This is a genomic window from Pseudomonas sp. GW823-FHT03E05 (assembly GCF_058796855.1).
Genome location: NZ_JBXAJB010000002.1, coordinates 293,034 through 317,573, shown reverse-complemented (window position 1 = coordinate 317,573; position 24,540 = coordinate 293,034). Strand labels below are relative to the sequence as shown.

General features: G+C 66.1%; 22 protein-coding genes. 11 read left to right on the top strand and 11 right to left on the bottom strand.

Going from position 1 to position 24,540, the window contains the following annotated elements:
• Window positions 1-149 precede the first annotated feature (149 nt).
• The gene (locus AC1RCO_RS09145) at window positions 150-599 is read right to left on the bottom strand and encodes a PaaI family thioesterase (RefSeq protein ID WP_492617645.1); all 450 of its coding nucleotides are present in this window, start codon (window positions 597-599) and stop codon (window positions 150-152) included.
• A 322-nt stretch (window positions 600-921) separates the two neighbouring features.
• Here AC1RCO_RS09145 and AC1RCO_RS09140 point away from each other — a divergent pair, with 322 nt between their 5' ends.
• Genes AC1RCO_RS09140 through AC1RCO_RS09130 form a run of 3 tightly spaced genes read left to right on the top strand, consistent with a single transcriptional unit; the run spans window position 922 to window position 5,029 of the window.
• The gene (locus tag AC1RCO_RS09140) at window positions 922-2,625 is read left to right on the top strand and encodes a long-chain fatty acid--CoA ligase (protein WP_492617644.1); all 1,704 of its coding nucleotides are present in this window, start codon (window positions 922-924) and stop codon (window positions 2,623-2,625) included.
• A 48-nt stretch (window positions 2,626-2,673) separates the two neighbouring features.
• Window positions 2,674-4,029, top strand: a complete 1,356-nt coding sequence (locus tag AC1RCO_RS09135; protein ID WP_492617643.1) for an MFS transporter — start codon at window positions 2,674-2,676, stop codon at window positions 4,027-4,029.
• Window positions 4,030-4,060: 31 nt separating this feature from the next.
• Window positions 4,061-5,029, top strand: coding sequence for an NAD(P)H-dependent flavin oxidoreductase (locus AC1RCO_RS09130; RefSeq protein WP_342402860.1), 969 nt, complete (start codon window positions 4,061-4,063; stop codon window positions 5,027-5,029).
• Between the two features lie 293 nt (window positions 5,030-5,322).
• Here the strand turns inward: AC1RCO_RS09130 and AC1RCO_RS09125 are convergent, their stop codons facing one another.
• Genes AC1RCO_RS09125 through AC1RCO_RS09110 form a run of 4 tightly spaced genes read right to left on the bottom strand, consistent with a single transcriptional unit; the run spans window position 5,323 to window position 10,984 of the window.
• A complete protein-coding gene (locus AC1RCO_RS09125) occupies window positions 5,323-6,456 on the bottom strand; it encodes an acyl-CoA dehydrogenase family protein (protein WP_492617642.1) in 1,134 nt (377 codons plus the stop codon).
• A 10-nt stretch (window positions 6,457-6,466) separates the two neighbouring features.
• On the bottom strand, window positions 6,467-7,654 hold the full coding sequence (locus tag AC1RCO_RS09120) for an acyl-CoA dehydrogenase family protein (protein ID WP_041116513.1): 1,188 nt from the start codon (window positions 7,652-7,654) through the stop codon (window positions 6,467-6,469).
• A 10-nt stretch (window positions 7,655-7,664) separates the two neighbouring features.
• Complete coding sequence (locus AC1RCO_RS09115) at window positions 7,665-8,846, bottom strand: acetyl-CoA C-acyltransferase (RefSeq protein WP_015634539.1); 1,182 nt, start codon at window positions 8,844-8,846, stop codon at window positions 7,665-7,667.
• Between the two features lie 17 nt (window positions 8,847-8,863).
• Window positions 8,864-10,984 carry a 3-hydroxyacyl-CoA dehydrogenase NAD-binding domain-containing protein gene (locus tag AC1RCO_RS09110; protein ID WP_492617641.1) on the bottom strand — a complete coding sequence of 707 codons (2,121 nt, stop codon included), beginning with the start codon at window positions 10,982-10,984 and terminating at the stop codon, window positions 8,864-8,866.
• A 296-nt stretch (window positions 10,985-11,280) separates the two neighbouring features.
• Between AC1RCO_RS09110 and AC1RCO_RS09105 the strand changes: the two genes are divergently transcribed.
• The 7 genes from AC1RCO_RS09105 (at window position 11,281) to AC1RCO_RS09075 (ending at window position 18,100) form a co-directional block, all read left to right on the top strand.
• The gene (locus AC1RCO_RS09105; protein WP_011059818.1) at window positions 11,281-11,997 is read left to right on the top strand and encodes a GntR family transcriptional regulator; all 717 of its coding nucleotides are present in this window, start codon (window positions 11,281-11,283) and stop codon (window positions 11,995-11,997) included.
• Window positions 11,994-12,782 carry an SDR family oxidoreductase gene (locus tag AC1RCO_RS09100; protein ID WP_342402863.1) on the top strand — a complete coding sequence of 263 codons (789 nt, stop codon included), beginning with the start codon at window positions 11,994-11,996 and terminating at the stop codon, window positions 12,780-12,782. The genes AC1RCO_RS09105 and AC1RCO_RS09100 overlap by 4 nt, the downstream gene beginning before the upstream one ends.
• Window positions 12,783-12,881: 99 nt before the next feature.
• Window positions 12,882-13,814 carry a 3,5-dioxohexanoate:acetyl-CoA acetone transferase gene (kce, locus tag AC1RCO_RS09095; protein ID WP_011059820.1) on the top strand — a complete coding sequence of 311 codons (933 nt, stop codon included), beginning with the start codon at window positions 12,882-12,884 and terminating at the stop codon, window positions 13,812-13,814.
• Between the two features lie 72 nt (window positions 13,815-13,886).
• The gene (locus AC1RCO_RS09090) at window positions 13,887-15,215 is read left to right on the top strand and encodes an MFS transporter (protein ID WP_015634541.1); all 1,329 of its coding nucleotides are present in this window, start codon (window positions 13,887-13,889) and stop codon (window positions 15,213-15,215) included.
• A gap of 99 nt (window positions 15,216-15,314) precedes the next feature.
• Window positions 15,315-16,235: a LysR substrate-binding domain-containing protein gene (locus tag AC1RCO_RS09085; RefSeq protein ID WP_011059822.1), complete on the top strand. Its 921-nt coding sequence runs from the start codon at window positions 15,315-15,317 to the stop codon at window positions 16,233-16,235.
• A gap of 229 nt (window positions 16,236-16,464) precedes the next feature.
• Entirely contained in the window at window positions 16,465-17,652 is a 1,188-nt protein-coding gene (locus AC1RCO_RS09080) for a low temperature requirement protein A (RefSeq protein ID WP_015634542.1), read from the top strand.
• An 82-nt stretch (window positions 17,653-17,734) separates the two neighbouring features.
• Entirely contained in the window at window positions 17,735-18,100 is a 366-nt protein-coding gene (locus AC1RCO_RS09075; protein WP_011059824.1) for a 5-carboxymethyl-2-hydroxymuconate Delta-isomerase, read from the top strand.
• A 3-nt stretch (window positions 18,101-18,103) separates the two neighbouring features.
• On the opposite strand, the gene AC1RCO_RS09070 is transcribed toward AC1RCO_RS09075, so the two are convergent.
• The 5 genes from AC1RCO_RS09070 to AC1RCO_RS09050 form a co-directional block, all read right to left on the bottom strand.
• A complete protein-coding gene (locus AC1RCO_RS09070; RefSeq protein ID WP_072451020.1) occupies window positions 18,104-19,042 on the bottom strand; it encodes a LysR family transcriptional regulator in 939 nt (312 codons plus the stop codon).
• Between the two features lie 180 nt (window positions 19,043-19,222).
• A complete protein-coding gene (locus AC1RCO_RS09065) occupies window positions 19,223-20,131 on the bottom strand; it encodes a DMT family transporter (protein ID WP_492617640.1) in 909 nt (302 codons plus the stop codon).
• Window positions 20,132-20,147: 16 nt separating this feature from the next.
• Window positions 20,148-21,332 (bottom strand): cyanate transporter, encoded by a 1,185-nt coding sequence (locus tag AC1RCO_RS09060; protein ID WP_401333382.1) that lies wholly within the window; start codon window positions 21,330-21,332, stop codon window positions 20,148-20,150.
• Between the two features lie 208 nt (window positions 21,333-21,540).
• Window positions 21,541-22,011: a cyanase gene (gene cynS, locus AC1RCO_RS09055; RefSeq protein WP_011059828.1), complete on the bottom strand. Its 471-nt coding sequence runs from the start codon at window positions 22,009-22,011 to the stop codon at window positions 21,541-21,543.
• A gap of 36 nt (window positions 22,012-22,047) precedes the next feature.
• Entirely contained in the window at window positions 22,048-22,707 is a 660-nt protein-coding gene (locus tag AC1RCO_RS09050; protein WP_011059829.1) for a carbonic anhydrase, read from the bottom strand.
• A 109-nt stretch (window positions 22,708-22,816) separates the two neighbouring features.
• On the opposite strand from AC1RCO_RS09050, the gene cynR reads away from it, so the two are divergent.
• Window positions 22,817-23,707, top strand: coding sequence for a transcriptional regulator CynR (gene cynR, locus AC1RCO_RS09045; RefSeq protein WP_011059830.1), 891 nt, complete (start codon window positions 22,817-22,819; stop codon window positions 23,705-23,707).
• Here the strand turns inward: cynR and AC1RCO_RS09040 are convergent.
• Complete coding sequence (locus tag AC1RCO_RS09040; protein ID WP_019093311.1) at window positions 23,680-24,468, bottom strand: transporter substrate-binding domain-containing protein; 789 nt, start codon at window positions 24,466-24,468, stop codon at window positions 23,680-23,682. The genes cynR and AC1RCO_RS09040 overlap by 28 nt on opposite strands.
• Window positions 24,469-24,540 lie beyond the last annotated feature (72 nt).

Here is a 24,540-nt window from a genome sequence, read left to right as displayed (position 1 = left end):
CGGTAGGGGCTGGTGCCGGGCGCAATGCCGGTTGACCACGCAGCGGATTCGTGGAAACAAAGGAAAAATGTTATCCCGGAACCGCCGCAATTGAAATCTGCGATTCCCTGACGAAACCCGATTCCGTTCCTGAAGCCATCACCGGCCAATCAAGGGCACGCCACAACCTCAGTGGCTGCCGCGCGCAGGCGGCCGCGCTTGAACACCCCTTCGGCGCTGGCCAGCAGGCGGTCCTGGGCATCCAGCAGGTCGCAGCTGGCCATGAAGATCTTGGCCCCGCCGCCGCGCAGGCGGGCCACGGCCCGGACCTCGGTGGCCGGTGGGATCGCGGCCATGTAGTTGATGTTCAGGGACAGGGTCAGGGCCAGCCGCCACTGGGCGGGGTCGGCATGCCAGGTGCCGCTCATGCCCATGGCGGTGTCGGCCAGGGAGGCGATGACACCGCCGTGCAGATTGCCGGCCTGGTTGAGGTGATGAGGTTGGACGGTGACCGCGATGACGGTTTGCGCCTGCTGGTATTCCCGCAGGTTCAACCCGAGATGGGCCGCGAATCCGCTGAACACGCCTTGCAGCATCGAAACTTCGGGTACGGCACTCATGGGCGATGGCTCTTGGGTCAGTCCCGGTCGGGTGTCCTGGAGGGCAGGTGTTCCCCGTGGCCAGGCAGCAGTGATTGTTCTGATTGTGTTTCGCAGGGCAAATGGCTCGTTGAAATGCAGGATGTCAGCGAATATTCTACTGGTCAATATGGAATGTTATTTCGCACAGCGGAATATAAGTGGTTGAAAATCACGCCCTGCATGGGGCAGGATCGACCCGGGGCGGTGGCCCATCAACGTGCGGCCTGGCTGGCCAGCCGGCACCGGATGACGCTGTCCATGGCTGTTCCCTCGATCATTCCCGGGCTTGAAGGAGTCTTCCATGTCCACCGCTCGTACCCAGCGCCCCCATCACCGTGTCTGGCCCAAGCGCCTGCCCCTGGCCTTGTCGGTGCCGGCCACCTCGCTCTGGTTCAACCTGGAGGTGGCGGCCCGGCGTTACCCGGACAAGGTCGCCTACCGGTTTTTCGGCCACACGCTGAGCTTTGCCCAGTTGCAGGCCGAGGCCCTGGCGCTGGCCGGCTGGTTGCAGGGCGAAGGGGTCGAGCCCGGTGACCGGGTGGCGCTGTACCTGCAGAACTGCCCGCAATTCATCGTCGCCTGCTACGCCATCCTGCGGGCCAATGCGGTGCTGGTGCCGATCAACCCGATGAACAAGGTGCAAGAGCTGAGCTACCAGCTCGGCGATGCCCAGGCGCGGGTACTGATCTGCGCCGCGGACCTGGCGCCCATCGCCCAGGCGGCGAATGCCAGCCTCGAACCCGAGCAGCGACTGCACCGGGTCTTGGTGACCCGCTACAGCGATGCCATGCCGGCATCGGCGGACATGCACCCGGCGGAGGTCGCCAGCGCCGAGATCGATGCCTGGCTGCGCAGCGAGCCAGCGCTGCCCGAAGGCTACCAGCGCTGGAACCAGGCCCTGGCCCAGGCACGTTGCCCCGGCCCGCACACTGCCCAGGCCGATGACCTGGCGCTGCTGCAATACACCTCGGGCACCACCGGCCATCCCAAGGGCTGCATGCACACCCATCGCAGCCTGATGAGCAACGCGGTCAGCGGTAGCTGGACCCAATCCACCGTGGAGTCGGTGGGCCTTGGGGTCGTGCCGTTTTTCCACATCACCGGCCTGGTGTGCTTTGTCCTGCGGGCGGTGTTCGACGCCACCAGTACGGTGATCATGCCGCGCTGGGATCGGGAACTGGCCGGGCGGCTGATCTCGCGGTACCGGGTGACCCACTGGACCTGCATCCCGACCATGGTCATCGACCTGTTCGCCAGCCCCCATTACCAGGACTTCGAACTGTCGAGCCTGGTGCATATCAACGGTGGCGGGGCGGCGATGCCCGAGGCGGTGGCGCAGCGCCTGCGCCAGGAGTTCGGCCTGACTTTTCTCGAAGGCTACGGCCTCACCGAAACCGCCGCCGCCAGCCATGGCAACCCCCCTGAGCGGGCCAAGCTGCAATGCCTGGGCATGCCGTTCTTTGGCGTCGATTCACGGGTCGTGGACCCGCGCACCCTGGAGGAACTTGCACCCGGCGAGGTGGGGGAAATCATCACCTTTGGCCCGATGCTGTTCAAAGGCTACTGGCGCAACCCTGAAGCTACCGAGGCGGCGTTCGTCGAGTTCGAGGGCAAGCGTTTCCTGCGCACCGGCGATCTGGGGCACATGGATGAGGAGGGCTATTTCTTTCTCACCGACCGCCTCAAGCGAATGATCAACAGCAGCGGCTTCAAGGTCTGGCCGGCGGAAGTGGAGGCGCTGCTGTTCAAGCACCCGGCGGTGCACGAAGCCTGTGTCATCGCCACCCGGGACGCCTACCGCGGGGAAAGCGTCAAGGCCCTGGTGGTGCTGCGCAGCGAGGCCCGGGGCCGCACCGCCAGCGAAGAGATCATCGCCTGGGCGCGCGAGCACATGGCCGCCTACAAGGTGCCGCGGGTGCTGGAGTTCGTCGACAGCCTGCCCAAGTCCGGCTCCGGCAAGGTGATGTGGCGCGTGCTCCAGGATCGCGAGGCGACCCATAGCTGAAGAGTGATTTCCCAGGCGGGCCAACCCGCGACTGCGTCGGAGACGACAATGACTACAACAACAATAACGGTCCATGATCCCCACGCCTCACCCGAGCATGCCCGGCAGCTCGACACGCTGTACGCCAGGATCCGCTGGCGCCTGCTGCCGCTGTTGATGCTGTGCTACATGGTGGCCTTTCTGGACCGGGTGAACATCGGCTACGCCCAGTTGCAGATGAAGCAGACCCTGCCGTTCGGCGATGCGGTGTATGGCCTGGGGGCGGGGATCTTCTTCATCGGCTACTTCATCTTCGAGGTGCCCAGCAACCTGATGCTCAAGCGCAGCGGCGTGCGCAAGACCCTGTTGCGGATCATGTTCTGCTGGGGCCTGGTGGCCGCGGCGATGATGTTCGTCAGCACCCCGATGCAGTTCTACGTTCTGCGTTTTCTTTTGGGGGCCTTCGAGGCCGGGTTCTTCCCCGGGGTGATCCTGTATTTCACCTACTGGTTCCCGGCGCCGCGCCGGGGGCAGGTGATCGCCATCTTCATGACCGCCGCCGCGGTCGCCGGGCTGATTGCCGGGCCGGTCTCGGGCAGCATCCTCAAGTACCTGGACGGCGCGGTCGGCCTGCACGGCTGGCAATGGATGTTCATGATCCAGGGGCTGCCGGCCAGTGTCCTGGGGGTAGTGGCTTTTTTCTATCTGCAGGACAGCCCGGCCCGGGCCCGCTGGCTCAGCGCCGGGGAAAAGCGCCTGCTGGACGCCGACATGGCCCAGGATCTGGCGAACGCCCGGGACAAATCCCAGGACAGCCTGGCGCAGATGTTTCGCGACCCCAGGATCTACCTGCTGTCCACGGCCTATTTCATGTTCCTGGGCGCCACCTACATGCTGGTGTTCTGGATGCCGAGCCTGATCCAGGGCTGGGGCAGCAAGGACCTGTTGCAGGTCGGGCTGATCACCGCGATCCCCAATATCGTCGGGATCGTCGGCATGGTGCTGATCGGGCAGCATTCCGACAAGCACCGGGAGCGGCGCTGGCACTTCGTCGGCTGCATGGCCATTGCGGTGTTCGGCCTGGCGGTCACCACCTTGCTCAACGGCCACCTGCTGCTGTCGGTTACGGCCCTGGGTTTTGCCTACGTGGGGATCAAGGCCGGCACGCCGATCTTCTTCGCCCTGGTCAGCGAGTACCTGTCGGTGGCGGCCACCGCCGGAGGCATTGCCTTCATCAGCAGCCTGGGCAACCTCGGCCCGGCGGTCACACCCTGGCTCAACGGGGTGATCAACAGCCATACCGGCGGCCACGTGTCGAGCATGTACCTGGCGATTGTCATGTACCTGCTGGCGGGCGGGCTGGTACTGGTGACCGCGCGCATCGCCCGGGTGCCCAAGGTCGCTGCGGTCGTCGCCGAATCATGAACTACCCATTGGATTGCCCAGGAGCCCGAACATGAGCTTGCCGAAGATTCTCACCCAGCATTTGCGCCTGCCAGTGGTGGCCGCGCCGCTGTTCATCATTTCCACTCCCGAGCTGGTGATCGCCCAGTGCAAGGCCGGGATCGTCGGTTCCTTTCCGGCGTTGAACGCACGGCCGGCCGAGCGCCTGGGGGAGTGGATCGAGCAGATCACCCAGGCCCTGGCCGAGCACGACCGGCTGCACCCGCAGCGGCCCGCCGCGCCGTTTGCGGTGAACCAGATCGTCCACCGCTCCAATGACCGGCTGGAGCAGGACATGGCGGTCTGCGTGCAGCACAAGGTGCCGATCATCATCACCTCCCTGGGCGCGCGCCCCGAGATCAACCAGGCGGTGCACAGCTACGGCGGCATCGTGCTGCACGACGTGATCAACAACCGTTTTGCGCGCAAGGCCATCGACAAGGGCGCCGATGGCCTGATTGCCGTGGCGGCCGGCGCCGGAGGGCATGCGGGCACCCAGTCGCCGTTTGCCCTGGTGCAGGAAATCCGCCAATGGTTCGATGGCCCGCTGCTGCTTTCCGGGGCCATTGCCTCGGGGCGTTCGATCCTCGCGGCCCAGGCCCTGGGGGCGGACCTGGCCTACATCGGCTCGGCCTTTATCGCCACCCAGGAGGCCAACGCGGTGGCGGGCTACAAGCAGATGATCAGCCAGTCGACGGCCGAGGATATCGTCTACACCAACCTGATCACCGGGGTGCACGGCAATTACCTGAAGGCCTCGCTGGTGGCCGCGGGGCTGGACCCCGATGACCTGCCCAGCAGCGATCCCTCGCAAATGAACTTCGGCGCAGACAGGCACAAGCCCAAGGCCTGGAAGGAGATCTGGGGCTGCGGCCAGGGGATTGGCGTGGTTGACGGCGTACCGAGCGCCGGAGACTTGGTGGCGCGCCTGGGCAGGGAGTATCAGCAGGCCTGCCAGGAGCTGCGCACCCGGTTGCTGTAACGCGCAAGTGGGAAGGGGAGGCTGCCGGCAATGGCCGGCAGCGTCGTTTTCGCGATCTACCAGATCTTGTGGATGAGGCTCAGGGCGTGGCCGCGGTAGGCCAGGCTCTCCATGATCTCCAGGTAGTGGTTGTCGACCTCGGCCACGCCCTTGCCTGGCGCCGCGCTGATGCGGCGCCAGGCTTGGCTTGGGTTCAGCAGGGGGATTGAGCGCAGCGTCGGGCAAGGAAGGCGGCGACACCTGCTGCCCTTGCGACAGGCCCAGGTGGCCGCCCGGGCCGCGATTCATGGGGCCTATTGCTTGCCGAGGGCGATGTAGCGTTGCAGGTGGTGATCCTCGTCCCCCAACTGATGGTCGATCATCACCAGCCGCTTGGCGTAATGGGCCAGGGGCAGCTCCCAGGTCATGCCGATGCCGCCGTGCAACTGGATGCATTCTTGCGCCACCAGGGTGCCGATGCGGCCGATGCTGACCTTGGCCGCTGACAGCGCGCGCTCGCGGTCCAGGCGATCGGCCTCCAGGGCCGAGGCGGCATTGATCACCGCCGATCGCGCTTGTTCGATCTCCAGCAGCAGCACCGCCATGCGATGTTGCAGTGCCTGGAAACTGCCGATCGGGCGGCCGAACTGCTGGCGGGTGCGCAGGTAATCCAGGGTCGCCACTTTGGCCACCTCCATGGCGCCCAGGGCTTCGGCGCACAACGCCAGCACGCCGCGGCCAATGGCCCGCTCCAGGGTGGCATGGCCCTGGTGCAGGGTGCCCAGCAGGGCAGAGCCCGGCACAAGCAGCTGGTTCAGGCGCACCTGCGCCACGGGGCCGCCATCGAGGGTGGCGCTGCCGCGGATCTCCAGGCCCGGGGTATCTCTGGGCACCAGGAACAGCGAAATGCCCTGGCTGTCGTCAATGGCCCCGGCGGTGCGGGCCGACACCACCAGCAACCCGGCCTGCTCGCCGTGCAGCACCAGGCTCTTGGTGCCATCCAGGCACCAGCCGTCGGCCTGGGGTTCGGCGCGGCAGGCGACCCGGTTGAGTTCGTAGTGGCTGTCGGGTTCGTCATGGGCCAGGGCGGCGATCAGGCTGCCGTCGATGATCTGCGCCAGCTCGATCTTCTGCGTTTCGCTACCGGCGCTGGCGATGGCGTCCCCGGCCAGCACCGCGCTGCCCAGCAGCGGTTCCACCAGCAGCCCGCGGCCCACGGCCTCGAAGACCAGGGCCAGGTCGAAGCCACCGCCGCCGTAGCCACCGTCGGCTTCGCTGAACAGGGCGCCGATCACCCCCATCTCTGCCAGCTGCTGCCAGATCCCGGAGTTGAAACCCTGGCCTGACTGCAGGCTCTGCTGGCGTTTTTCCAGGTTGTAGTGCTGGGCGATAAAGCGGTTCAAGCTGTCGCCGAGCATGCGCCGTTCTGCGCTGTGTTCGAAGTTCATGTGCGCCCCCTCAGAGCCCGAGAATCATTTTCGAAATGATGTTTTTCTGGATTTCATTGGAGCCGCCGAAGATCGACAGCTTGCGATTGTTGAAGTACTGCGCCGCCGCGCTGCTGGCAAAGGCCGGGCCCAGGTCCATCGCCCCGGTGTCGCCTTCGTCCTGCATGACCCGGGCGGCGGGGCCCATGGCCCGGCGCAGCAGAGCGGTGAGCTCCTGGCGGATTTCCGTGCCGCAGATCTTCAGCATCGAGCTTTCCGCGCCGGGTGCGCCGCCGCCGGCCACCGCTGCGATCACCCGCAGGTTGGTGGTCTTCATGTTCTCAAGGTCGATCTCGACCCGGGCCAGGCGTGCAGCGAACTGCGGGTCTTCCAGCAGTGGCCGGCCATTGCGGGTGCGCTGTGCTGCCACGCGCTTGAGGCGTTGCAGCGCGGCCATGGACAAGCCGACCCCGGCAATGTTGGTGCGCTCGTAGGTCAACAGGTACTTGGCACAGGTCCAGCCCTTGTTTTCCTCGCCCACCAGGTTGGCCACCGGCACCCGCACGTCGGTGAAAAACACCTCGTTGATCTCGTGGTCGCCTTCCAGGGTGATGATCGGACGCACCTCGACCCCGGGGCTGGCCATGTCGATCAGCAGGAAGCTGATGCCTTCCTGGGGCTTGGCCTCGCGGTCGGTGCGCACCAGGCAGAAAATCATGTTGGCGTGTTGGCCCAGGGTGGTCCAGGTCTTCTGGCCGTTGACCACATAGTGATCGCCGTCGCGCACGGCCGTGGTCTTGACCGCCGCCAGGTCCGAGCCGGCACCGGGTTCCGAATAGCCCTGGCACCACCAGTGGCGGCCGTCGAGGATGCGCGGCAGCCAGTAGTCCTGCTGCTGTGGGGTGCCGTACTTGATCAGCACCGGGCCCAGCATGTTGACCCCGAACGGCACGATGCGCGGCGCGTTGGCCAGGCCGCATTCGAGTTCGAAGATGAATTTCTCCACGGCGCTCCAGCCCGGCCCGCCAAAGGCCTCGGGCCAGTGGTTGGCCAGCCAGCCGCGGGTGTTGAGGGTCGAATGCCAGTGCTCCATATCGGCCTTGGACAGGCGTTCGCCATTGGCCACCTTGTCACTCAGTTCACTGGGCAAGTGTTCGGCGAGGAAGGCCTGCACCTGATTGCGGAAGGCTTCTTCTTGGGGGGTGAAACTCAGGTCCATGTCGGCGTCCTCAATAGATTTCGAACAGCGCGGCGGCGCCCATGCCGCCGGCAATGCACATGCTGACCACGGCGTACTTGACCCCGCGGCGCCGACCTTCGAGCAGCACATGGCCGGCCAGGCGCGCGCCGGTCATGCCGAACGGGTGGCCGAGGGCGATGGCCCCGCCGTTGACGTTCAGGCATTCATCGGCGATGCCCAGCCGCTGCTGGCAATAGAGCGCCTGGGAGGCGAAGGCTTCGTTGAGTTCCCAGAGGCCGATGTCGTCCACCTTGAGGCCGTGCCGGGCCAGCAGCCGGGGTACGGCGAACACCGGGCCGATGCCCATTTCGTCGGGTTCGCAACCGGCCACCGCCATGCCACGGAACACGCCCAGCGGTTGCAGGTTGGCGCGGGCCGCTTCACGGGCCTCCATCAGTACGCAGGCCGAGGCGCCGTCGGACAGTTGCGAGGCGTTGCCGGCGCTGATGAAGCGCTGCGGGCCCAGCACCGGTTCCAGTTTGGCCAGGGCCTCGTAAGTGCTCCCCGGGCGGTTGCAGGTGTCGGCGTCCACCGTGACCTGGTGTTGGCTGACCTCGCCGCTCTGCTTGTCGGTCACGGCCATGGTGGTGGTGCAGGGAATGATTTCCTCGCGGTAGTGCCCGGCCCGTTGCGCCGCTTCGGTCTTGTGCTGGCTGCGCAGCGAGAAACGGTCCTGGGCCTCGCGGCTGATGCCGTAGCGCGCGGCGACGATGTCCGCGGTCTCGATCATCGGCAGGAACAGCTCCGGCTTGTGCTGCACGAGCCAGGGATCGAGATCCGGGTCGTCGCTGCCGCGGCCGCGGATCTGCGAGATGCTTTCCACGCCACCGGCAATGATGGCGGGGGCGCCATCGACCACGATACGTCCGGCGGCCATGGCGATGGCCTGCAAGCCGGAGGCGCAGAAGCGGTTCACCGTGGTGCCGGCGATGCCGATGGGCAGGCCGGCGCGGACCACCGCCAGGCGCGCGACGTTGCGCCCGGTGGTGCCTTCGCCGTAGCCACAACCGAGGATGGCGTCCTCGATCAGCCCCGGGTCGATGCCGGCCCGTTCCACGGCGGCGCGTACCGCGAAAGCGGCGAGGGTCGGGCCGGGAGTGATGTTGAATTCGCCGCGGTGGGCCTTGGTCAGGGGCGTGCGTGCGGTGGATACGATGACGGCTTCGCGCATGGCGCGTGCTCCTTGAGTCAATGGCTGTGGTTGAGGCTGTCGAAGTTCTCGCCGCGCTCCACCAACTGCTCCAGCAGTGGCGAGGCTTTCCAGAACAGCGGGTCTTGTTCGGCGAATTCGCGGATGTCCGCCAGCACCTGGGGCAGGCCGTACTGGTCGGCGTACTTGAGCGGGCCACCGCGATAGCGCGGGAAGCCGTAGCCATGGATAAAGGTGATGTCCACATCCAGGGGGCGCAGGGCGATGCCTTCGTGCACCACGTTGGCGCCTTCGTTGATCATCGCCGCCATGTAGCGCCGCAGGATCTCCGGGTTGCCGAAGGGGCGGGGCGTGATGCCGGCCCGGGCCCGTTCGGCGTCGATGATGGCCAGGACTTCCGGGTCCTGGGTGGCGCTGCGCGGGCCCTGGGCATAGAGGTAGTAGCCACGGCCGGTCTTGTGTCCGAACCAGCCGCGCTCGCACAGGCGGTCGGCAATCTGCACGTAGCGAGCGTCGGGATTGCGGGTGGCGGCCTTGCGTTTGCGCGTCGCCCAGCCGATGTCGCCGCCGGCCAGGTCGGCCACCTGGAAGGGCCCCATGGGGAAGCCGAAGTCGCGCAGGGCCTGGTCGATCTGATAGGGCGAAGCGCCGTCTTCCATCATGTAGTCCGCCGCCTGGCGGTAGACCGCGAGGATCCGGTTGCCGATGAAACCATCGCAGACCCCGGCGCGCACCGGCACCTTGCGCAGTTTCTTCGCCAGTTCGAAGGCCGTGGCCACCACGTCCGGTGCGACCTTGGCCGGGACCACGATCTCCAGCAGCTTCATGATGTTGGCGGGGGAGAAGAAGTGCAGCCCGATGACATCGGCAGGCCGCGAGACGCTGTCGGCGATGGCGTTGAGGTCCAGGTAGGAGGTGTTGCTGGCCAGTACCGCGCCAGGTTTGCACACCCGGTCCAGTTCCTTGAACACCGCCTGCTTGGCGGCCATGTCCTCGAACACCGCTTCGATCACCAGGTCGGCCCGGGCCAGGTCCTGGTAGTCCAGGCTGGCGCGGAAGCGGGCCAGGGTCGCGGCCTTGCCGGCGGCATCCAGGCGGCCTTTTTCGATCAGCCCGTCATAGACCTTCTCGACGTTGCCCCGGCCGCGGTCCAGGGCCTGCTGGTCGCGCTCGATCATGGTGACCTGCAGGCCGGCGTCGAGGGCCGAGACAGCGATGCCGGCGCCCATGGTGCCGCCGCCGACCACGGCCACCTGTTCGATGGGGCGAGGCTGGGCGATGCGGGTTTCCGGGGCCTTGAGCACTTCGCGCTCGGCGAAAAAGGCGTGTACCAGCCCGGCACGCTGCGGGCTGTCGAGGCATTCCTGGAACAGCCGGCGTTCTTCCTCCAGGCCTTGATCGAAGGGCCGGTCAAGGGCCGCCTCGACCGCACGAATGATGTTCTGCGGCGACAGCAGGCCCTTGGCCTTGTGCGTGAGCTGTTCGCGGGCGGCGTTGATCTGTTCGCGTTGCAGATGCTGATCGCCCAGGGCCCGGGCGTCCCGGGTGCGCCGCACGCCGGCATGGCTGTCCACCAGCTCGCGGGCATAGGCCAGGCCGGCAGCCAGGGCATCCTCACCCTCCGCCAGGCGGTCCACCACCCCCAGGTCGAGGGCCTCCCGGGCATTCAGGTGACGGCCGCTGAGCATCAGGTCCAGGGCCGCCCGGGCACCGATCAGGCGTGGCAGGCGCTGAGTGCCACCGGCCCCGGGCAGCAGGCCGAGCAGCACTTCCGGCAGACCGAGGCGGGCGCTGCCCAGGGCCAGGCGGTAGTGGGCCGCCAGGGCCACTTCCAGGCCGCCTCCCAGTGCCACGCCCTGGATGGCCGCCACCACCGGTTTGGCGCTGTCCTCGATGCGCTTGACCACCGCTGGCAATGCCGGGGCCTGGGGCGTCTGGCCGAATTCGCGAATATCGGCGCCGCCACAGAAGTGGCGCCCGGCGCCGACCAGCAGGATGGCGGCCACCGTCGGATCGTCGGCGGCGCTGTCCATGGCGGCCAGCAGCCCGCGCCTGACCTCCACGCCAAGGGCGTTCACCGGCGGGTTTTCGAGGGTCAGGACCAGGATGTTGCCGTGCAGGGCGGATGCCACAGAGGGCTGGGCGGTGTCGCGACTCATTGCAGCAGTCTCCCGAGGAAAGGGCAGCGTGAGGCCGATGGTTGCCCAGGGGCTCCGGGCGCTGAACGGAAATCAGGATTGGATTCCGCTGTTTGAATCGGCTGGTGAAAATAATCCTGTCATCAATAAATTATTGGGTCAATACGGAATAATGTTTCGCAGTGCGGAATAAAAAGATTCTTTTTACTTGATTTAAGCCCTTGATTGCTTCAAGGGCGTGAGGATGAATATTTGACATATTTGATTTGTGATCACATATTGCTGCCCACAAGAATCACAACACAGGTGTCACCCCCATGTCCGAAGGTCCTATCCCCCTGCCTACCTTGCGTCAGGTTTCTCGCGATACCTTGCAGGAACAGGTGTATCGACAGATTCGCGAAGCCTTGATGAGTGGCCGATTCCAGCCCGGCCAGAAACTGACCATTCGTGGCCTGGCCGAAGCCCTGGGTTCCAGCCCGATGCCGGTGCGCGAAGCCCTGCAGCGCTTGAGTGCGGAAAATGCCTTCGAGGTCACGGAAACCTCCCGCCTGCGGGTACGCATGATGACGGTGGAGCGCCTGCGGGAAATCCGTGATGCACGGGTGGCCCTGGAGGGGCTGCTGGCGGAAAAGGCCGTGCAGCATCTGCACAAGGCCGATATGCAGGAGATCGCCGATCTCTGCCGGCAGATGCAGAAGGCCGCCGACGAGGTGGATGTCTCCCGCTACCTGTGGACCAACTTCGCTTTCCACCGGCGCATCTATGCGGTGGCCCGGGCCGAACTGACCATGGCCGCCGTGGAGAACTTCTGGCTGCACATGGGCCCCTGCTTCGCCCTGGTGGCGCCGGACAAGGCCCACCTGCAACGTTCCATGGAAGCCCACAACCGAATCGTCGAGGCCCTGGTCGCCGGCGATGGCCCGGCGGCGCGAGCAGCGGTCACCGACGACATCATGCAGGCGGCGGATTCCCTGGGCCGCCTGCTGGCCAAGAGCGACGGCGCAGCACAGCGCAAAGGAGGCCGGGCATGAGCATCCTTCAGCGTTTGCAGCCTTATCCGGGCTTGCGGGTGATGATTTCCGGTGGCGCGGCGGGCATCGGTGAAGTGCTGGCCGCTGCCTACCTTGAAGCCGGCGCCCAGGTGCATGTGTGCGATGTCAGCGAAGCGGCCCTGGCGACCTTTCGCGATCGCTACCCCGAGGCCCTGGCAACCCGTACCGATGTCGCCGACCCGGCGCAGATCGAAGCCTTGTTCAAGCTTCAGGTGCAGCACTTCGGTGGCCTCGATGTGCTGGTCAACAACGCCGGCATTGCCGGGCCGACCGCGGGCATCGATGCCGTCAGCGATGCCGACTGGCAGCGCACCATCGATATCAACCTGACCGCGCAATACCGCTTCGCCCACCACGCGGTGCCCCTGCTCAAGGCCTCGGACAAGGCCCACCTGCTGCACATCGCCTCCGTGGCCGGGCGCCTGGGCTACGCCTGGCGCACGCCTTATGCCGCTACCAAATGGGCGATTGTCGGGTTGATGAAGTCTTTGGCGGCGGAGCTGGGTGCCAGCGATATCCGGGTCAACGCGCTGTTGCCGGGGATAGTCGAGGGGCCGCGGATGGAGGCGGTGATCCAGGCCCGGGCCGAACAGACCGGGGTACCGGTGGCGCAGATGCGCGAGCAGTACCTGGAGAAGATCTCCCTCAAGCGCATGGTCAGTGCCGAAGACGTGGCGGCCATGGCGCTGTTCCTCTGTTCGCCGGCGGCATGCAACGTCACCGGCCAGGCGATCAGCGTCGACGGCAACGTCGAATACCTCTAGCTCCCGCCGGCTGGCCGCGCCGGCGAGGACCGCCGGCGCTGAAACCTGTAGCGACACCCTGGGATTTTTTTCATCAAGAATAAAAGTCGGAGTACCGTCATGCCTGGAAAAACACCCGTCATCATCACTTGCGCCGTTACCGGTGCCATTCATACCCCGTCCATGTCGCCCCACCTGCCGGTCACGGCCGGGGAGATCGCCGCCGAGGCCATCGCCGCCGCGGAGGCCGGGGCGGCCATCGTCCACCTGCACGCCCGGGACCCGGAGGACGGCCGGCCGAGCCAGGACCCCGAGCTGTTCCGGCGCTTCCTGCCGCAGATCAAGGCCGCCTGCGACGTGGTGATCAACCTCACCACCGGCGGCGCGCCGACCATGGGTGTCGAGGAGCGCCTGCAACCGGTGCTGGAGTTCAAGCCGGAACTGGCCTCGCTGAACATGGGCTCGATGAACTTCGGCCTGTACGAAATGCTCAACCGCTTCACCGAGTTCAAGCACGACTGGGAGCGGCCGTACCTGGAGGAAAGCGACGACCGGATTTTCCGCAATACCTTCCGCGATATCGCCCATATCCTCAGCGCCTGTGCCGAGAACCGCACGCGCTTCGAGATCGAGTGCTACGACATCGGCCACCTCTACACCGCTGCGCATTTCCTGGAGCGCGGCCTGCTCAAGGCGCCGCTGTTCATCCAGTCGGTGTTCGGCCTGCGGGGCGGCATCGGCGGCCACCCCGAGGACCTGGCACACATGCGCCGCACCGCTGACCGGCTGTTCGGCGATGCCTATCACTGGTCGATCCTCGGCGCCGGGCGCAACCAGATTCCCCTGGCGACCATGGGCCTGGCCATGGGCAGCCATGCCCGGGTCGGCCTGGAGGACTCGCTGTGGGACGGCCCCGGCAAGCTGGCGGCGAGCAACGCCGACCAGGTACGACGCATCCGCAGCGTCATCGAGGCCCTGGGCGGCCGGGTGGCGACGGCGGACGAAGCCCGCACCCTGCTCGGGCTCAAGGGACGCGACCAGGTCGCGTTCTAAGCCCCGCAGGCCCGCTGCCGGCGCCTTCCGGGCGCTGGCGATCCCGCATAACAATTACAAAGGGATATGCCCATGAACACTGCAACCGCCGCGCCGCCCCGGGACCCGCAACAACTGACCCGGCTGATGTTCCTCAAGCTGATGCCGCTGCTGATCGCGGCCTATGTCCTGAGTTTTCTCGACCGCACCAATATCGCCCTGGCCAAGCATCAGCTGGATGTGGACCTGGGGATTTCCGCCGCGGCCTACGGGCTGGGGGCCGGACTGTTCTTCCTCACCTATGCGCTGTCCGAAGTGCCGAGCAACCTGATCATGCACAAGGTCGGCGCGCGCTTCTGGATCGCCCGGATCATGGTGACCTGGGGGCTGATCTCCGCCGCCATGGCTTTCGTCCAGGGCGAGACCTCCTTCTATGTGCTGCGCCTGCTGCTGGGGATCGCCGAGGCCGGGCTGTTTCCCGGGGTCATGCTGTACCTGACCTACTGGTTCGACCGCCAGCAGCGGGCCCGGGCCACCGGCTATTTCCTGCTGGGGGTGTGCCTGGCCAATATCATTGGCGGCCCGCTGGGCGCGGCGCTGATGAAGATGGACGGCCTTTTGGGCTGGCACGGCTGGCAGTGGATGTTCCTGCTCGAAGGCCTGCCGGCGGTGTTCTTCGCCTGGGTGGTATGGCGGCGCCTGCCGGACCGCCCGAGCCGTGCTCCCTGGCTGAGCGCGGAGGAAGCGGCGGCCATCGAACAGCGCCTGGCCCGGGAAGCCGACGAGGGCGCGGGGCAGGGCGGGCACTCGTTCCGGCAATGCTTCACGCCACAGATCCTGCTGGCGATCTTTGTCTACTTCTGCCATCAGATCACCATCTACACCGTGATCTTTTTCCTCCCCAGCATCATCGGCAAGTACGGCAACCTGAGCATCATGAGCGTTGGCCTTTTGACCTCGCTGCCCTGGATCGCCGCAGCCGTCGGGGCTATCGCCTTGCCCCGGCTGGCCAACAGCCCGCAACGCTCGCGGCGCCTGCTGGTCTGTGGCTTGCTGGTGATGGCGGCGGGGCTGTCGATCGCGGCGTTTTCCGGGCCGGTATTCAGCCTGCTGGGGTTCTGCGTGGCGGCGCTGATGTTCTTCGTGGTGCAGTCGATCATCTTCCTGTACCCGGCTTCACGGCTCAAAGGCGCGGCGTTGGCGGGTGGCCTGGGCTTCGTCAATTCCTGCGGGCTGCTGGGCGGTTTTGTCGGCCCTTCGGTGATGGGCGCGATCGAGATGAGCACCGGCAATGCCATGAATGGCCTCAAGGTGATTGCCCTGGTGCTGCTGGTGGCGGCATTGGCGGCCCTGCGTTTGCGCCAGGGCCAGGAGGACCGCTGTGAGCAAAGGGCGAGTGGGCTGGCGAGAAACTCCGCCTGAGGTCTGCCCGGGGTTGGCGTCGCTTGGCAGATCTTGCCTGGACGCCAGCCCTCCGGCCTTTCTACACTGCTTCCCGTCTGGGGACCGGGGGCAACATCAATGAATCGCAATGAACTGCGCAAGGCCGATATCAACCTGATGGTGGTGTTCGAGGCGCTGATGCTCGAGCGCAATGTCACCCGGGTGGCGGAGAAGCTGTTCCTCGGCCAGCCCACCATCAGTTCCGCGCTCAACCGCCTGCGGGCGATGTTCAACGACCCGCTGTTCATTCGCGTCGGCCATCGCATGGAGCCCACGGCCCGTGCCGAGCAGATCATCCAGCACCTGTCGCCGGCCCTGGACGCACTGTCCTCGGCCCTGAGCCTGACCCACGATTTCGATCCCGCCAGCAGCACCATGACCTTTCGCATCGGCCTGTCCGACGACGTCGAGTTCGGCCTGCTGCCCCCCCTGCTGCGGGCCCTGCGCCAGGAAGCGCCGCAAGTGGTGGTCGTGGTGCAGCACGTGGACTACTGGCGGATTCCCGACCTACTGGCGTCCGGCGATATCACCGTGGGCATCAGCCAGACCCGCGGCCTGCCGGCCAACGCCAAGCGCAAGCTGCTGCGGCATATCCAGCCCAGCGTGCTGCGGGCCGATGCCAGCGACACACCGCTGACCCTCGACGAGTACTGCGCGCGGCCCCATGTGCTGGTGTCCCACACCGCCAATGTCGCCGGCTTCGCCGATGAGTGGCTGGCGGAGATCGGCCGCACCCGCCAGGTCGTGTTGTCGGTGCCCCAGTACAGCTCGCTGCCGGCCCTGCTCGCCGGTACCAAGCTGATCGCCAGCCTGCCCGACTATGCCGCCGCAGCCATGGCCGCCTCGGGGCAGCTGTACTGCGAGCCGTTTCCGTTCAAGACCCCGACCCTGGACCTGTCCATGGTCTGGCTCAGCCATGTGGACACCGACCCCGCCGAACGCTGGCTGCGCTCGCGGCTGGAAGCCTTCATGAGCGAGCGGGCGCCCCTCGCGAGCTAATCGTGCCTTGCAGCCGCTGCCGCAGGCTGCGATGGACCGCGCAGCGGGCCCCAAACCTGCCCATGCGGTATGCCTGGCGGATCGGGTGGGCGGCCTTGCCAGTCCTGCGGACCGGGTCGCAGCCTGCGGCAGCGGCGCAGTGAACGGAGGCCGCCAGCTTGGCATAGGCACAGGCGGCTGCTTTGCTGTGTGAATCGTCTGTTGAAACATTGATCGGTGGAGTGTGCCCATGAGTCGTTCCCGTTCCCTGTTGCGTGGGCGTGGCAGCCACGACAGCGGCAAGGTTGGCATGGTCGAGCTGTTCTTCGACCTGGTGTTCGTGTTTGCCGTGACCCAACTGTCCCACTCCCTGCTGGCTCATCTGTCCCTGGGCGGAGCGCTGCAGGTGGCGTTGCTGATGGTGGCGGTGTGGTGGGTGTGGATCTTCACCTCGTGGATCACCAACTGGCTGGACCCGGAAGCCCTGCCGATCCGCCTCGGCCTGTTCGTGCTGATGGTGGCCGGGTTGCTGCTGTCCTCGTCGATTCCCCAGGCCTTCGGCGAGCGTGGGCTGCTGTTCGCCGGCGCCTATGTGTTCATGCAGGTGGGGCGCACCGCCTATTCGCTGTGGGCGGTGCGCGGCGAGCCGCTGAACATGACCCGCAACTTCCAGCGGATCCTCTTGTGGCTGATGTTCTCGGGCGTTTTCTGGATCACCGGTGGCCTGCTCGAAGGCCCGCAGCGCCTGGCGTGCTGGGGGCTGGCCCTGGCCATCGAGGTGCTGTCGCCGTCGCTGTATTTCTGGGTGCCGGGGCTCGGCCGCTCGACCCTGGAAGACTGGAATGTCGAAGGCAACCACATGGCCGAGCGCTGCGCTCTGTTCGTGATCATCGCCCTGGGTGAATCCCTGCTGGTCACCGGCGCCACCTTCGCCGAGCTGGCCACCAGTGCCGAAGGGGTACTGGCTTTCGTGGTGGCGGTGCTGGGCAGCATTGCCATGTGGTGGGTGTATTTCGACAGCGGCGCCGAGCGTGCCCACCACCGCATCGCCCACTCCAGCGACCCGGGGCGCCAGGCGCGTATTGCCTACACCTACCTGCATGTGCTGATCGTCGCCGGGATCATCGTCAGTGCGGTGGCCGACGAACTGGTGCTGGTGCACCCGCAGCATGCCAGCCAGGCCGCGGTGCTGGTGATCGTCGGCGGGCCCTGGCTGTTCCTGCTCGGTTGCGCGCTGTTCAAGTGGGTGATGAACGAGCGGCCGTTGCCGCCGCTGTCGCACCTGGCCGGGCTCGCGGCCTTGCTGCTGTTGTTGCCCGCGGCCTGGAACCAGTGGTTTTCCGCCCTGGCGCTGGGCAGCCTGACCACCCTGGTGATGCTGCTGGTGGCGGCCTGGGAAACCCTGGCCCTGCGGGAAAGGGCGGCGTCCAGGCAATGAGGCTAACGGCTACTGCGGCGGCGTGGGGCGGGTTGTGTAGTATGGAGCGCCTTTTTACCCCTGACTGACCGGGAGCTTTGCCATGCCGCACCTGCATATGGAATACACCGCCAACCTGCCGCAACTGGACGTCGACAAGGCGCTGCTGCGACTCAATCATGGGCTGGTGGCGTCCGGGCAGTTCTCCGACGAGTTCGACATCAAGAGCCGCGCAGTCAAGGTCGAAGCGTTCCGGGTCGGCACCGGGATTGGCGAGCGCGGCTTTGTCCACGTCAAGCTGGCCTTGCTCAGCGGCCGTTCGCCAGAGGTCAAGAAGCAGTTGTCCGAGAGCCTGCTGGCGGTGTTGCAGGATCTGGCGCCATGGCCGGCGGATGTCCAGGTGCAACTGTGCGTGGAGATCGTCGATATCGACCGCGCGTCCTACAGCAAGGCCGCCGTCGGCCGCTGAGGATCAGGCCAGCCCCTGCTCGGCGCAGACCTTGACTATCTGTTCACGGAACCAGGTCTGCGCGCTGTCCTGATCGGTGTGCTGGCTCCACTGCATGTCCAGGCTGAATCCCGGCAGGCCGCTGGGGGCCTCGCAATGGTTGAACACTGCCTCGTTGGCCAGCAGTGCCTGGATGCGCCGGGGCAGGGTGAGGAGGAAGTCGGTGCCGGTGATCATCTTCAGCGCTGCGCTGTAGCTGTTGGAGCGGGCGACGATCTGCCGCTTGTGGGCCTGGCGCGCCAGCCAGCCGTCCACCATGTTGCTGTCCGACGTCCAGGGCGTGGGAAACACGTGCCGCCGCTCGACGAACGACTGCAGGCTGAAGCGCGGTTCCCTGGGCGGGGTCGCACGCTTGTCGAAGACACACACCAGGTCGTCCTCCAGCAGCATCTGCGACTTGAAGTCGGCGTGGCCGCGATGGAAGTCGGGCCCGAAACAGATCACCAGGTCGACGCTGCCATCGCGCAGGTCCTCGGCGGGAATATCACTTTCCAGCTTCTGCACGTTGACTGTCACCGGCAGGTCGGCGTAGTCGAAGCCCTTGAGCAGGCGCGGCAGGATCAGCAGCTCGAAGTATTCCGGGGCACAGAGGTTGAAGGTCACGGCCTGGCGGGTCGGGTCGAAGGCCGGCACACCGCTGTGGCACAGGTTGATGCTCTCCAGGATCCTCAGCACGTGGTTGTACATGCTGGTGGCCTTGTAGGTCGGGCGCATGCCGGTGCGGGTGTTGATGAACAGTTCGTCCTCGAAGCCGTTGCGCAGTTTCTTCAGGCAGTAGCTGACGGTCGACTGGCTGACGCAGAGGGTTTCCGAAACCCCGGTGACACTGCTTTGCTCGTACACCGCGATAAAGACCATGAGGTCCTGCATGTCGAGTTTTCTGAGCACATTGCTGATGAGCATCCGTTCCATCCCGCTGAGCACCTGGCGCCGGTGGCGCGCAAACCGGATCGATGCTAGCGGAACGATCGTCCTAATTAAATGCCCGGGGCGGGGATTCGCGGACAGCATCGGGACATAAATGTCCGATAACACGACCTGCGCAGTTTCGCGCACTGCAATGGTGCTTGTCCCGGGTAGATTTCAGGCCGCCGCGGCTGTCGGGCGGCTGCCGCGCACCAGGCCGAGCATGCCCAGGGCCACCAGCAGGGCGCCGAGCATTTCTGTCAACTGTGGCCCCTGGCCCAGCCACAACCAGTGGAACAGCGTGAGGAACAGGGTGCTCAGGTAGATGTAGGAAATCACCGTGGACGGGGCGATGACGCCGATGGCCCGATGCAGCAGCCAGAAGGTTGCCAGGGTGGCGAACAGCGCCAGGTACAGCAGCCACAGCAGGTCGTTGCCGCGCAGTAGCGCGGCACTGCGCCAGCCGCCACTGGCCAGGCTGGCGACAAACAGGAACAGCGATCCGAACAGCATGTTCCAGAAGGTCATGGCCGCCGGGCTGCGCCCTTGCAGGCTGCCGGCCTTGAAGCGCTGGCTCAGCGGCGAGTAGGCGGCCATGGCCAGGCAGCCCAGGGCGTAGATACCCATGGCGTACAGCGACGGCAATTGCCCTGGCGCGCCGCTCTTGAGGATCAGCAGCAGCGCCCCGGCCCCCGCCACCAGCATCGGCAGCAGGCGGCGCCGCTGGCCGCTGCCAGGCAGCAGCCAGGCTTCGAACACCAGGGTCAGGAGCGGCACCAGGGTGAACAGGGTCCCGGTGTTGACCGCCGAGGTATAGCGCAGGGCTTCGAACAGCGAACCGAAATACAGCGCCAGCAGCAGGCCCAGCAGCCCATGGGCGCGCAAGCCGGCCAGGGTCATGGGCGCCGAACCCTTGAGCCACAACAGAGGCACGAACATCAGCGCCGAGAACAACAGGCGCAGGGCGGTCAGCAGTACCGGGTCGATGGCCTGGCTGACCTCGGCGGCGGCAAAGAACGAAGCGGCAATCAGCACCGCCCACAGCAGCATGCCAAGGTTGGCCTGGGTGAAGTTCGCCGGGTTCATGATGGCTTCCCTCGGCTCAGCGGATGTGCTGGCGGTAATGCTTCGGATCGAAGCGCAGCGCCATGAGGATCATCACCAGCATCACCGCGGCCAGTGACCACCAGGCCCATTCGAAGCTGCCCAGCTGGTCGCGGATCATGCCCGCCAGCAACGGCGACAGCCCGGCAATCAGGTAGCCGATGCCCTGCACGAAAGCGGTCAGGCCACCGGCGCGGCGCGGGTCGCTGAGGTGGTCCAGGGAGACGATCAGGCTCATGGGAAACAGCCCGCCGATTCCCAGGCCCAGCAGGCACGGCCACAGCAGGCTGAGGTGTTTGGGGCTGAGGATCAGGCCGCAGAAGCCGGCGATGATCAGTACCAGCAGGGCCACCAGCACCAGGCGCCGGTCCTGGCTGCGGTTGGCGATGGCCGGGGTGACCAGCCCGGAAATCACCTCCATGGCGGTGAGAAAGCCCAGTAACAGGCCCGCGTTCTGATCGCTCCAGCCGTTCTCCACGTAGTAGGGCGCCAGCCATGCCAGCACGCAGGTGTAGGAAGCGGTGCCGAGGCCGAAGAACACCGCCAGCAGCCAGGCCCGGCGATTACCGGCAAAGGACTCCCGTGCTCCACCTTTGCCTGGCAGCCTGGGCAGGGCCGCGCGCTGGGCGTACCAGAACACCAGGGCCAGCAGCGCCAGGGCGGCCCAGATCGCCAGGGCCAGGCGCCAACTGCCACTGTGGTTCATCACCAGGGGCGAGAACGACGCGGCCAGCGCTGCACCGCCCATGATCGAGGTGACGTACAGGCCCATGAACAACGAGACATTGTCGGCAAAGCGCGACTTGATCAGCGCCGGCAGCAGTGCCTGGATCAGGGCGATGCCGATGCCGGCCAGCACCGCGCTGAGAATCAGCTCGGCCGCCGAATCCATGAACAGCCGCGAGACCGTGGCCAGGCCGATGACCAGCAGCGACAGGACCACGGTGCGGTGCTCGCCCAGGCGCTGGCTGATGCCCATGCCGAAGAACATCGCCAGGCCCATGGCCATGACCGGCAGCATGGTCAGCAGGGAAGCCAGGCTGAAGCTCAAGGGGATATCGCCACGAATGCCCGACAGCAGCGGGCCGACGGCGGCCATCGACGGACGCAGATTGAGCGCCACCAGAATCACACTGACCATCAGCCAGAGTGCGGGGCGGGAAGTTGCACGAACGTTTTCCATGGTCGGACCTTCAACAAACAAGGACCCGATTAGGCGGCTCGGTCTGGAGTGGGGGCAAATCAGAAAGTCCGCGGTGTTATTTAAAAACTAAATAACACCGCGGACCTGTAGCCGCTGCCGCAGGCTGCGATCCGGGCCGCAGGGCCGCAAACCGGACGATACGCACGCCCGGCAGGCACCTACCGCTGGAGCAACCTGCAACCCGGGATCAGAACGGCTTGGTCGGCAGGTACTTGCCGTCCAGGGTGATCACTGCGCGGGAACCGCCTTCCGGATCTTCGACCTTCTTGATGTCCAGCTTGAAGTTGATGGCGCTGATGATGCCGTCGCCGAACTGCTCGTGGACCAGGGCCTTGAGGGTCGAACCGTAGACCTGGAGCATTTCATAGAAGCGATACACGGTCGGGTCGGTGGGGATGCCGCCGGCGATGCTGCCGCGCAGGGGAATGCTCTGCAGCAGGCGGCTGGCGTCCTGGTCCAGGCCCAGCTTGTCGCACACCAGGTCGGCGGCGGTGGCCGGCAGGGCGTGCTGGCCCAGCAGGGCGGCGGTGACGAAAGCCAGGCTCAGCCCGGTGCCGTCGGTGAGGTCCTGCCACGACAGGTTCTTGCGCGCCTTGGCGTCGATGATGGTGTCGGCCAGGGCCAGGCGTGGAGCTTGGGCGAATTGGGATTGCAGCATGGGGTGACTCCTCTTGAGTGACGAAACGGGGGCTGCTCAGGCAGCGCTGGAAGCTTGGCTGGCCAGGGCACAGGTGTGCGGGTACTCGGCCAGGGAGACGAAACGCTGGGTGTTGCCGTCGAGGGCGACGATGGCGCCGCTCTCGATGTCATAGACCCAGCCATGCAGGTTGAGCCGGCCCTGTTCCAGGGCCAGGGCCACCGAAGGATGGGTCTTGAGGTTGGCCAGTTGGGCGATCACGTTGTCGCGCACCAGGGCGTCCAGGTGCTCGGCGGGCGAGGCGTGCTGGCGGGCGGCATTGATCACCTTGGCCGACTCGGCATGGCGCAGCCAGTTGGCCACGGCGGGCAGGTGGTCGAGGCACTTGCAGGTGGAAATGGCGGTCATCGCGCCGCAGTCGGAGTGGCCGCAGATGACGATGTCGCTCACCCCCAGCACTGCCACCGCGTATTCCACGGTGGCCGATACGCCGCCCGGCTCGGGGCCATAGCTGGGCACGATGTTGCCGGCGTTGCGGATCACGAACAGGTCGCCGGGCTCTTGCTGGGTCAGCAGTTCGGGCACCACCCGGCTGTCGGAGCAGGTGACGAACAGGGTGCCGGGGTTCTGGGTGCTGGCCAGTTGCTTGAACAGTTCACTGCGTTGGGGAAAGGCTTCGCGCTGGAACTTGAGGAAGCCGTCGATGATGTTCTGCATGGGGTTCTCCTTGCGTCGCTGATGGGGCAAGGATGGAAGTTTTCAGCTATAGCGTCCAAGACCGGCTTATTATGCTTTCCATAAGTACAGCCTATAGTTGGAATTCCCCATGCTGTTGCGTCACATCCGTTACCTGCTGGCCGTGGCCGAGCATTGCAACTTCACCCGGGCTGCCGAGGCGCTGCATGTGTCCCAGCCGACCCTGTCGCAACAGATCAAGCAGTTGGAGGAGGGCCTGGGGGCGCCGCTGTTCGACCGTTCCGGGCGCAGCGTGCGCCTCACCGATGCCGGCCAGGCCTATGTCGCCTATGCCCGCCGCGCCCTGCAGGACCTGGAGGCGGCCAGGCGGGCGATCCACGATGTGCAGGACCTGAGCCGCGGCTCGCTGCGCCTGGCACTGACCCCGACCTTTACCGCCTACCTGGCCGGGCCCTTGCTCAGCCGCTTTTACCGGCAGCACCCGGGAATCGGCCTGAGCATCGAGGAAATGACCCAGGACCGCCTGGAGGCGGCCCTGGCCGAAGACCGCCTGGACCTGGGTATCGCCTTCGCCGGCGAGCACCTGGCGGAGATCGAGAGTCAGGCGCTGTTCATCGAGACCCTGAGCCTGATGGTCGGCCCGCAGTATCCGCAGCCCGAGCGCCTGCCCTTGAGTGCCGAGGCCCTGGGCCGCCAGCCCCTGGTGCTGCTCAGCGCCGACTTCGCCACCCGCCGGCACATCGACCTGTATTGCCGGCAGCAGGGCATTGCCCCGCCGATCGCCGCCGAGGCCAATTCGGTCAGTGCGATTGTCGAGATGGTCCGGCGCGGGCAACTGGCGACCATCCTGCCCAGCTCCATTGCCCGGGAGCAGCCGGGGCTGCGCACCCTGGCCTTGCAGTCACCACCGGCGCCGCGCAGCGTGGTGCTGCTGGGGCGCAAGGGCGCCTATCGCAGCGCCGCCTGCCAGGCTTTCCGGCAGTTGCTGCTGGATCAGGACGAGGGCGCGGCCAGCCACTGATTGACCACCCGGTCGTAGGCGCCGGTGGCCTTGCTCAGGTGCAGCCATTGGTCGACGTAGCTTTTCCAGGCCACATCGTCCCGAGGCAGGAGAAAGGCCTTCTCGCTGTATTGCAGATAGCGCTCGGGGTTGACTGCGCACAGCCCCGGCTTGTGCCGTTGCTGGAAGCGCGCCTCCGAGGCGTCGGTGATCATCACGTCGGCGCGGTGGGTCAGCAACTGATCGAAGATCGTCACGTTGTCGGCGAACAGGGTCAGGCTGGCCTTGGGCAGGTGGGCCCGGGCGAAGATTTCGTTGGTGCCGCCCGGTGGCTCGATCAGGCGCACCTCGGGCTGGTTGATCTGTTCCAGGGTCTGGTAGCGCTTGAGATCCTGGCAGCGCACCAGGGGGATCTTGCCGTCGATGCCCAGGGGCTGGCTGAAGAAGGCTTTTTTCTGCCGCTCCAGTGACACCGAAATACCGCCGACGGCGATGTCGCACTGTTGGCTCTGGAAGTCCGCCATCAGGCCCTTCCAGGTGGTGTTGACCCACTTCACCCGCACCCCGAGGCTCTCAGCCAGGGATTCGGCCAGGCTGATGTCGATGCCTTCGTAGTGGCCGTCGTCGCGCAGGTAGCTGTAGGGCTTGTAGTCGCCGGTGGTGCAGACCGTCAGATGGCCGCGCTCGATCACCTGGTCCAGGTGCGAGGTGGGCTCCTGGGCGAAGCTCAGGGCTGGGGCGCTGAGGCCCAGCAGGGTACACAACAGCAGGCGCGGGAGCATGGAATCGTTCCTTGAGGGGCAGGGGGGCGGAGCATTATTGGCGCCAGCCGCCGGCCAGGCAAGGCAAGTACC

Bases quoted from the DNA above. Each gene is read 5' to 3' on its own strand.
- AC1RCO_RS09145 (WP_492617645.1), bottom strand. From the start codon at position 599: ATGAGTGCCGTACCCGAAGTTTCGATGCTGCAAGGCGTGTTCAGCGGA.
- AC1RCO_RS09140 (WP_492617644.1), top strand. From the start codon at position 922: ATGTCCACCGCTCGTACCCAGCGCCCCCATCACCGTGTCTGGCCCAAG.
- AC1RCO_RS09135 (WP_492617643.1), top strand. From the start codon at position 2,674: ATGACTACAACAACAATAACGGTCCATGATCCCCACGCCTCACCCGAG.
- AC1RCO_RS09130 (WP_342402860.1), top strand. From the start codon at position 4,061: ATGAGCTTGCCGAAGATTCTCACCCAGCATTTGCGCCTGCCAGTGGTG.
- AC1RCO_RS09125 (WP_492617642.1), bottom strand. From the start codon at position 6,456: ATGAACTTCGAACACAGCGCAGAACGGCGCATGCTCGGCGACAGCTTG.
- AC1RCO_RS09120 (WP_041116513.1), bottom strand. From the start codon at position 7,654: ATGGACCTGAGTTTCACCCCCCAAGAAGAAGCCTTCCGCAATCAGGTG.
- AC1RCO_RS09115 (WP_015634539.1), bottom strand. From the start codon at position 8,846: ATGCGCGAAGCCGTCATCGTATCCACCGCACGCACGCCCCTGACCAAG.
- AC1RCO_RS09110 (WP_492617641.1), bottom strand. From the start codon at position 10,984: ATGAGTCGCGACACCGCCCAGCCCTCTGTGGCATCCGCCCTGCACGGC.
- AC1RCO_RS09105 (WP_011059818.1), top strand. From the start codon at position 11,281: ATGTCCGAAGGTCCTATCCCCCTGCCTACCTTGCGTCAGGTTTCTCGC.
- AC1RCO_RS09100 (WP_342402863.1), top strand. From the start codon at position 11,994: ATGAGCATCCTTCAGCGTTTGCAGCCTTATCCGGGCTTGCGGGTGATG.
- kce (WP_011059820.1), top strand. From the start codon at position 12,882: ATGCCTGGAAAAACACCCGTCATCATCACTTGCGCCGTTACCGGTGCC.
- AC1RCO_RS09090 (WP_015634541.1), top strand. From the start codon at position 13,887: ATGAACACTGCAACCGCCGCGCCGCCCCGGGACCCGCAACAACTGACC.
- AC1RCO_RS09085 (WP_011059822.1), top strand. From the start codon at position 15,315: ATGAATCGCAATGAACTGCGCAAGGCCGATATCAACCTGATGGTGGTG.
- AC1RCO_RS09080 (WP_015634542.1), top strand. From the start codon at position 16,465: ATGAGTCGTTCCCGTTCCCTGTTGCGTGGGCGTGGCAGCCACGACAGC.
- AC1RCO_RS09075 (WP_011059824.1), top strand. From the start codon at position 17,735: ATGCCGCACCTGCATATGGAATACACCGCCAACCTGCCGCAACTGGAC.
- AC1RCO_RS09070 (WP_072451020.1), bottom strand. From the start codon at position 19,042: ATGCTCATCAGCAATGTGCTCAGAAAACTCGACATGCAGGACCTCATG.
- AC1RCO_RS09065 (WP_492617640.1), bottom strand. From the start codon at position 20,131: ATGAACCCGGCGAACTTCACCCAGGCCAACCTTGGCATGCTGCTGTGG.
- AC1RCO_RS09060 (WP_401333382.1), bottom strand. From the start codon at position 21,332: ATGGAAAACGTTCGTGCAACTTCCCGCCCCGCACTCTGGCTGATGGTC.
- cynS (WP_011059828.1), bottom strand. From the start codon at position 22,011: ATGCTGCAATCCCAATTCGCCCAAGCTCCACGCCTGGCCCTGGCCGAC.
- AC1RCO_RS09050 (WP_011059829.1), bottom strand. From the start codon at position 22,707: ATGCAGAACATCATCGACGGCTTCCTCAAGTTCCAGCGCGAAGCCTTT.
- cynR (WP_011059830.1), top strand. From the start codon at position 22,817: ATGCTGTTGCGTCACATCCGTTACCTGCTGGCCGTGGCCGAGCATTGC.
- AC1RCO_RS09040 (WP_019093311.1), bottom strand. From the start codon at position 24,468: ATGCTCCCGCGCCTGCTGTTGTGTACCCTGCTGGGCCTCAGCGCCCCA.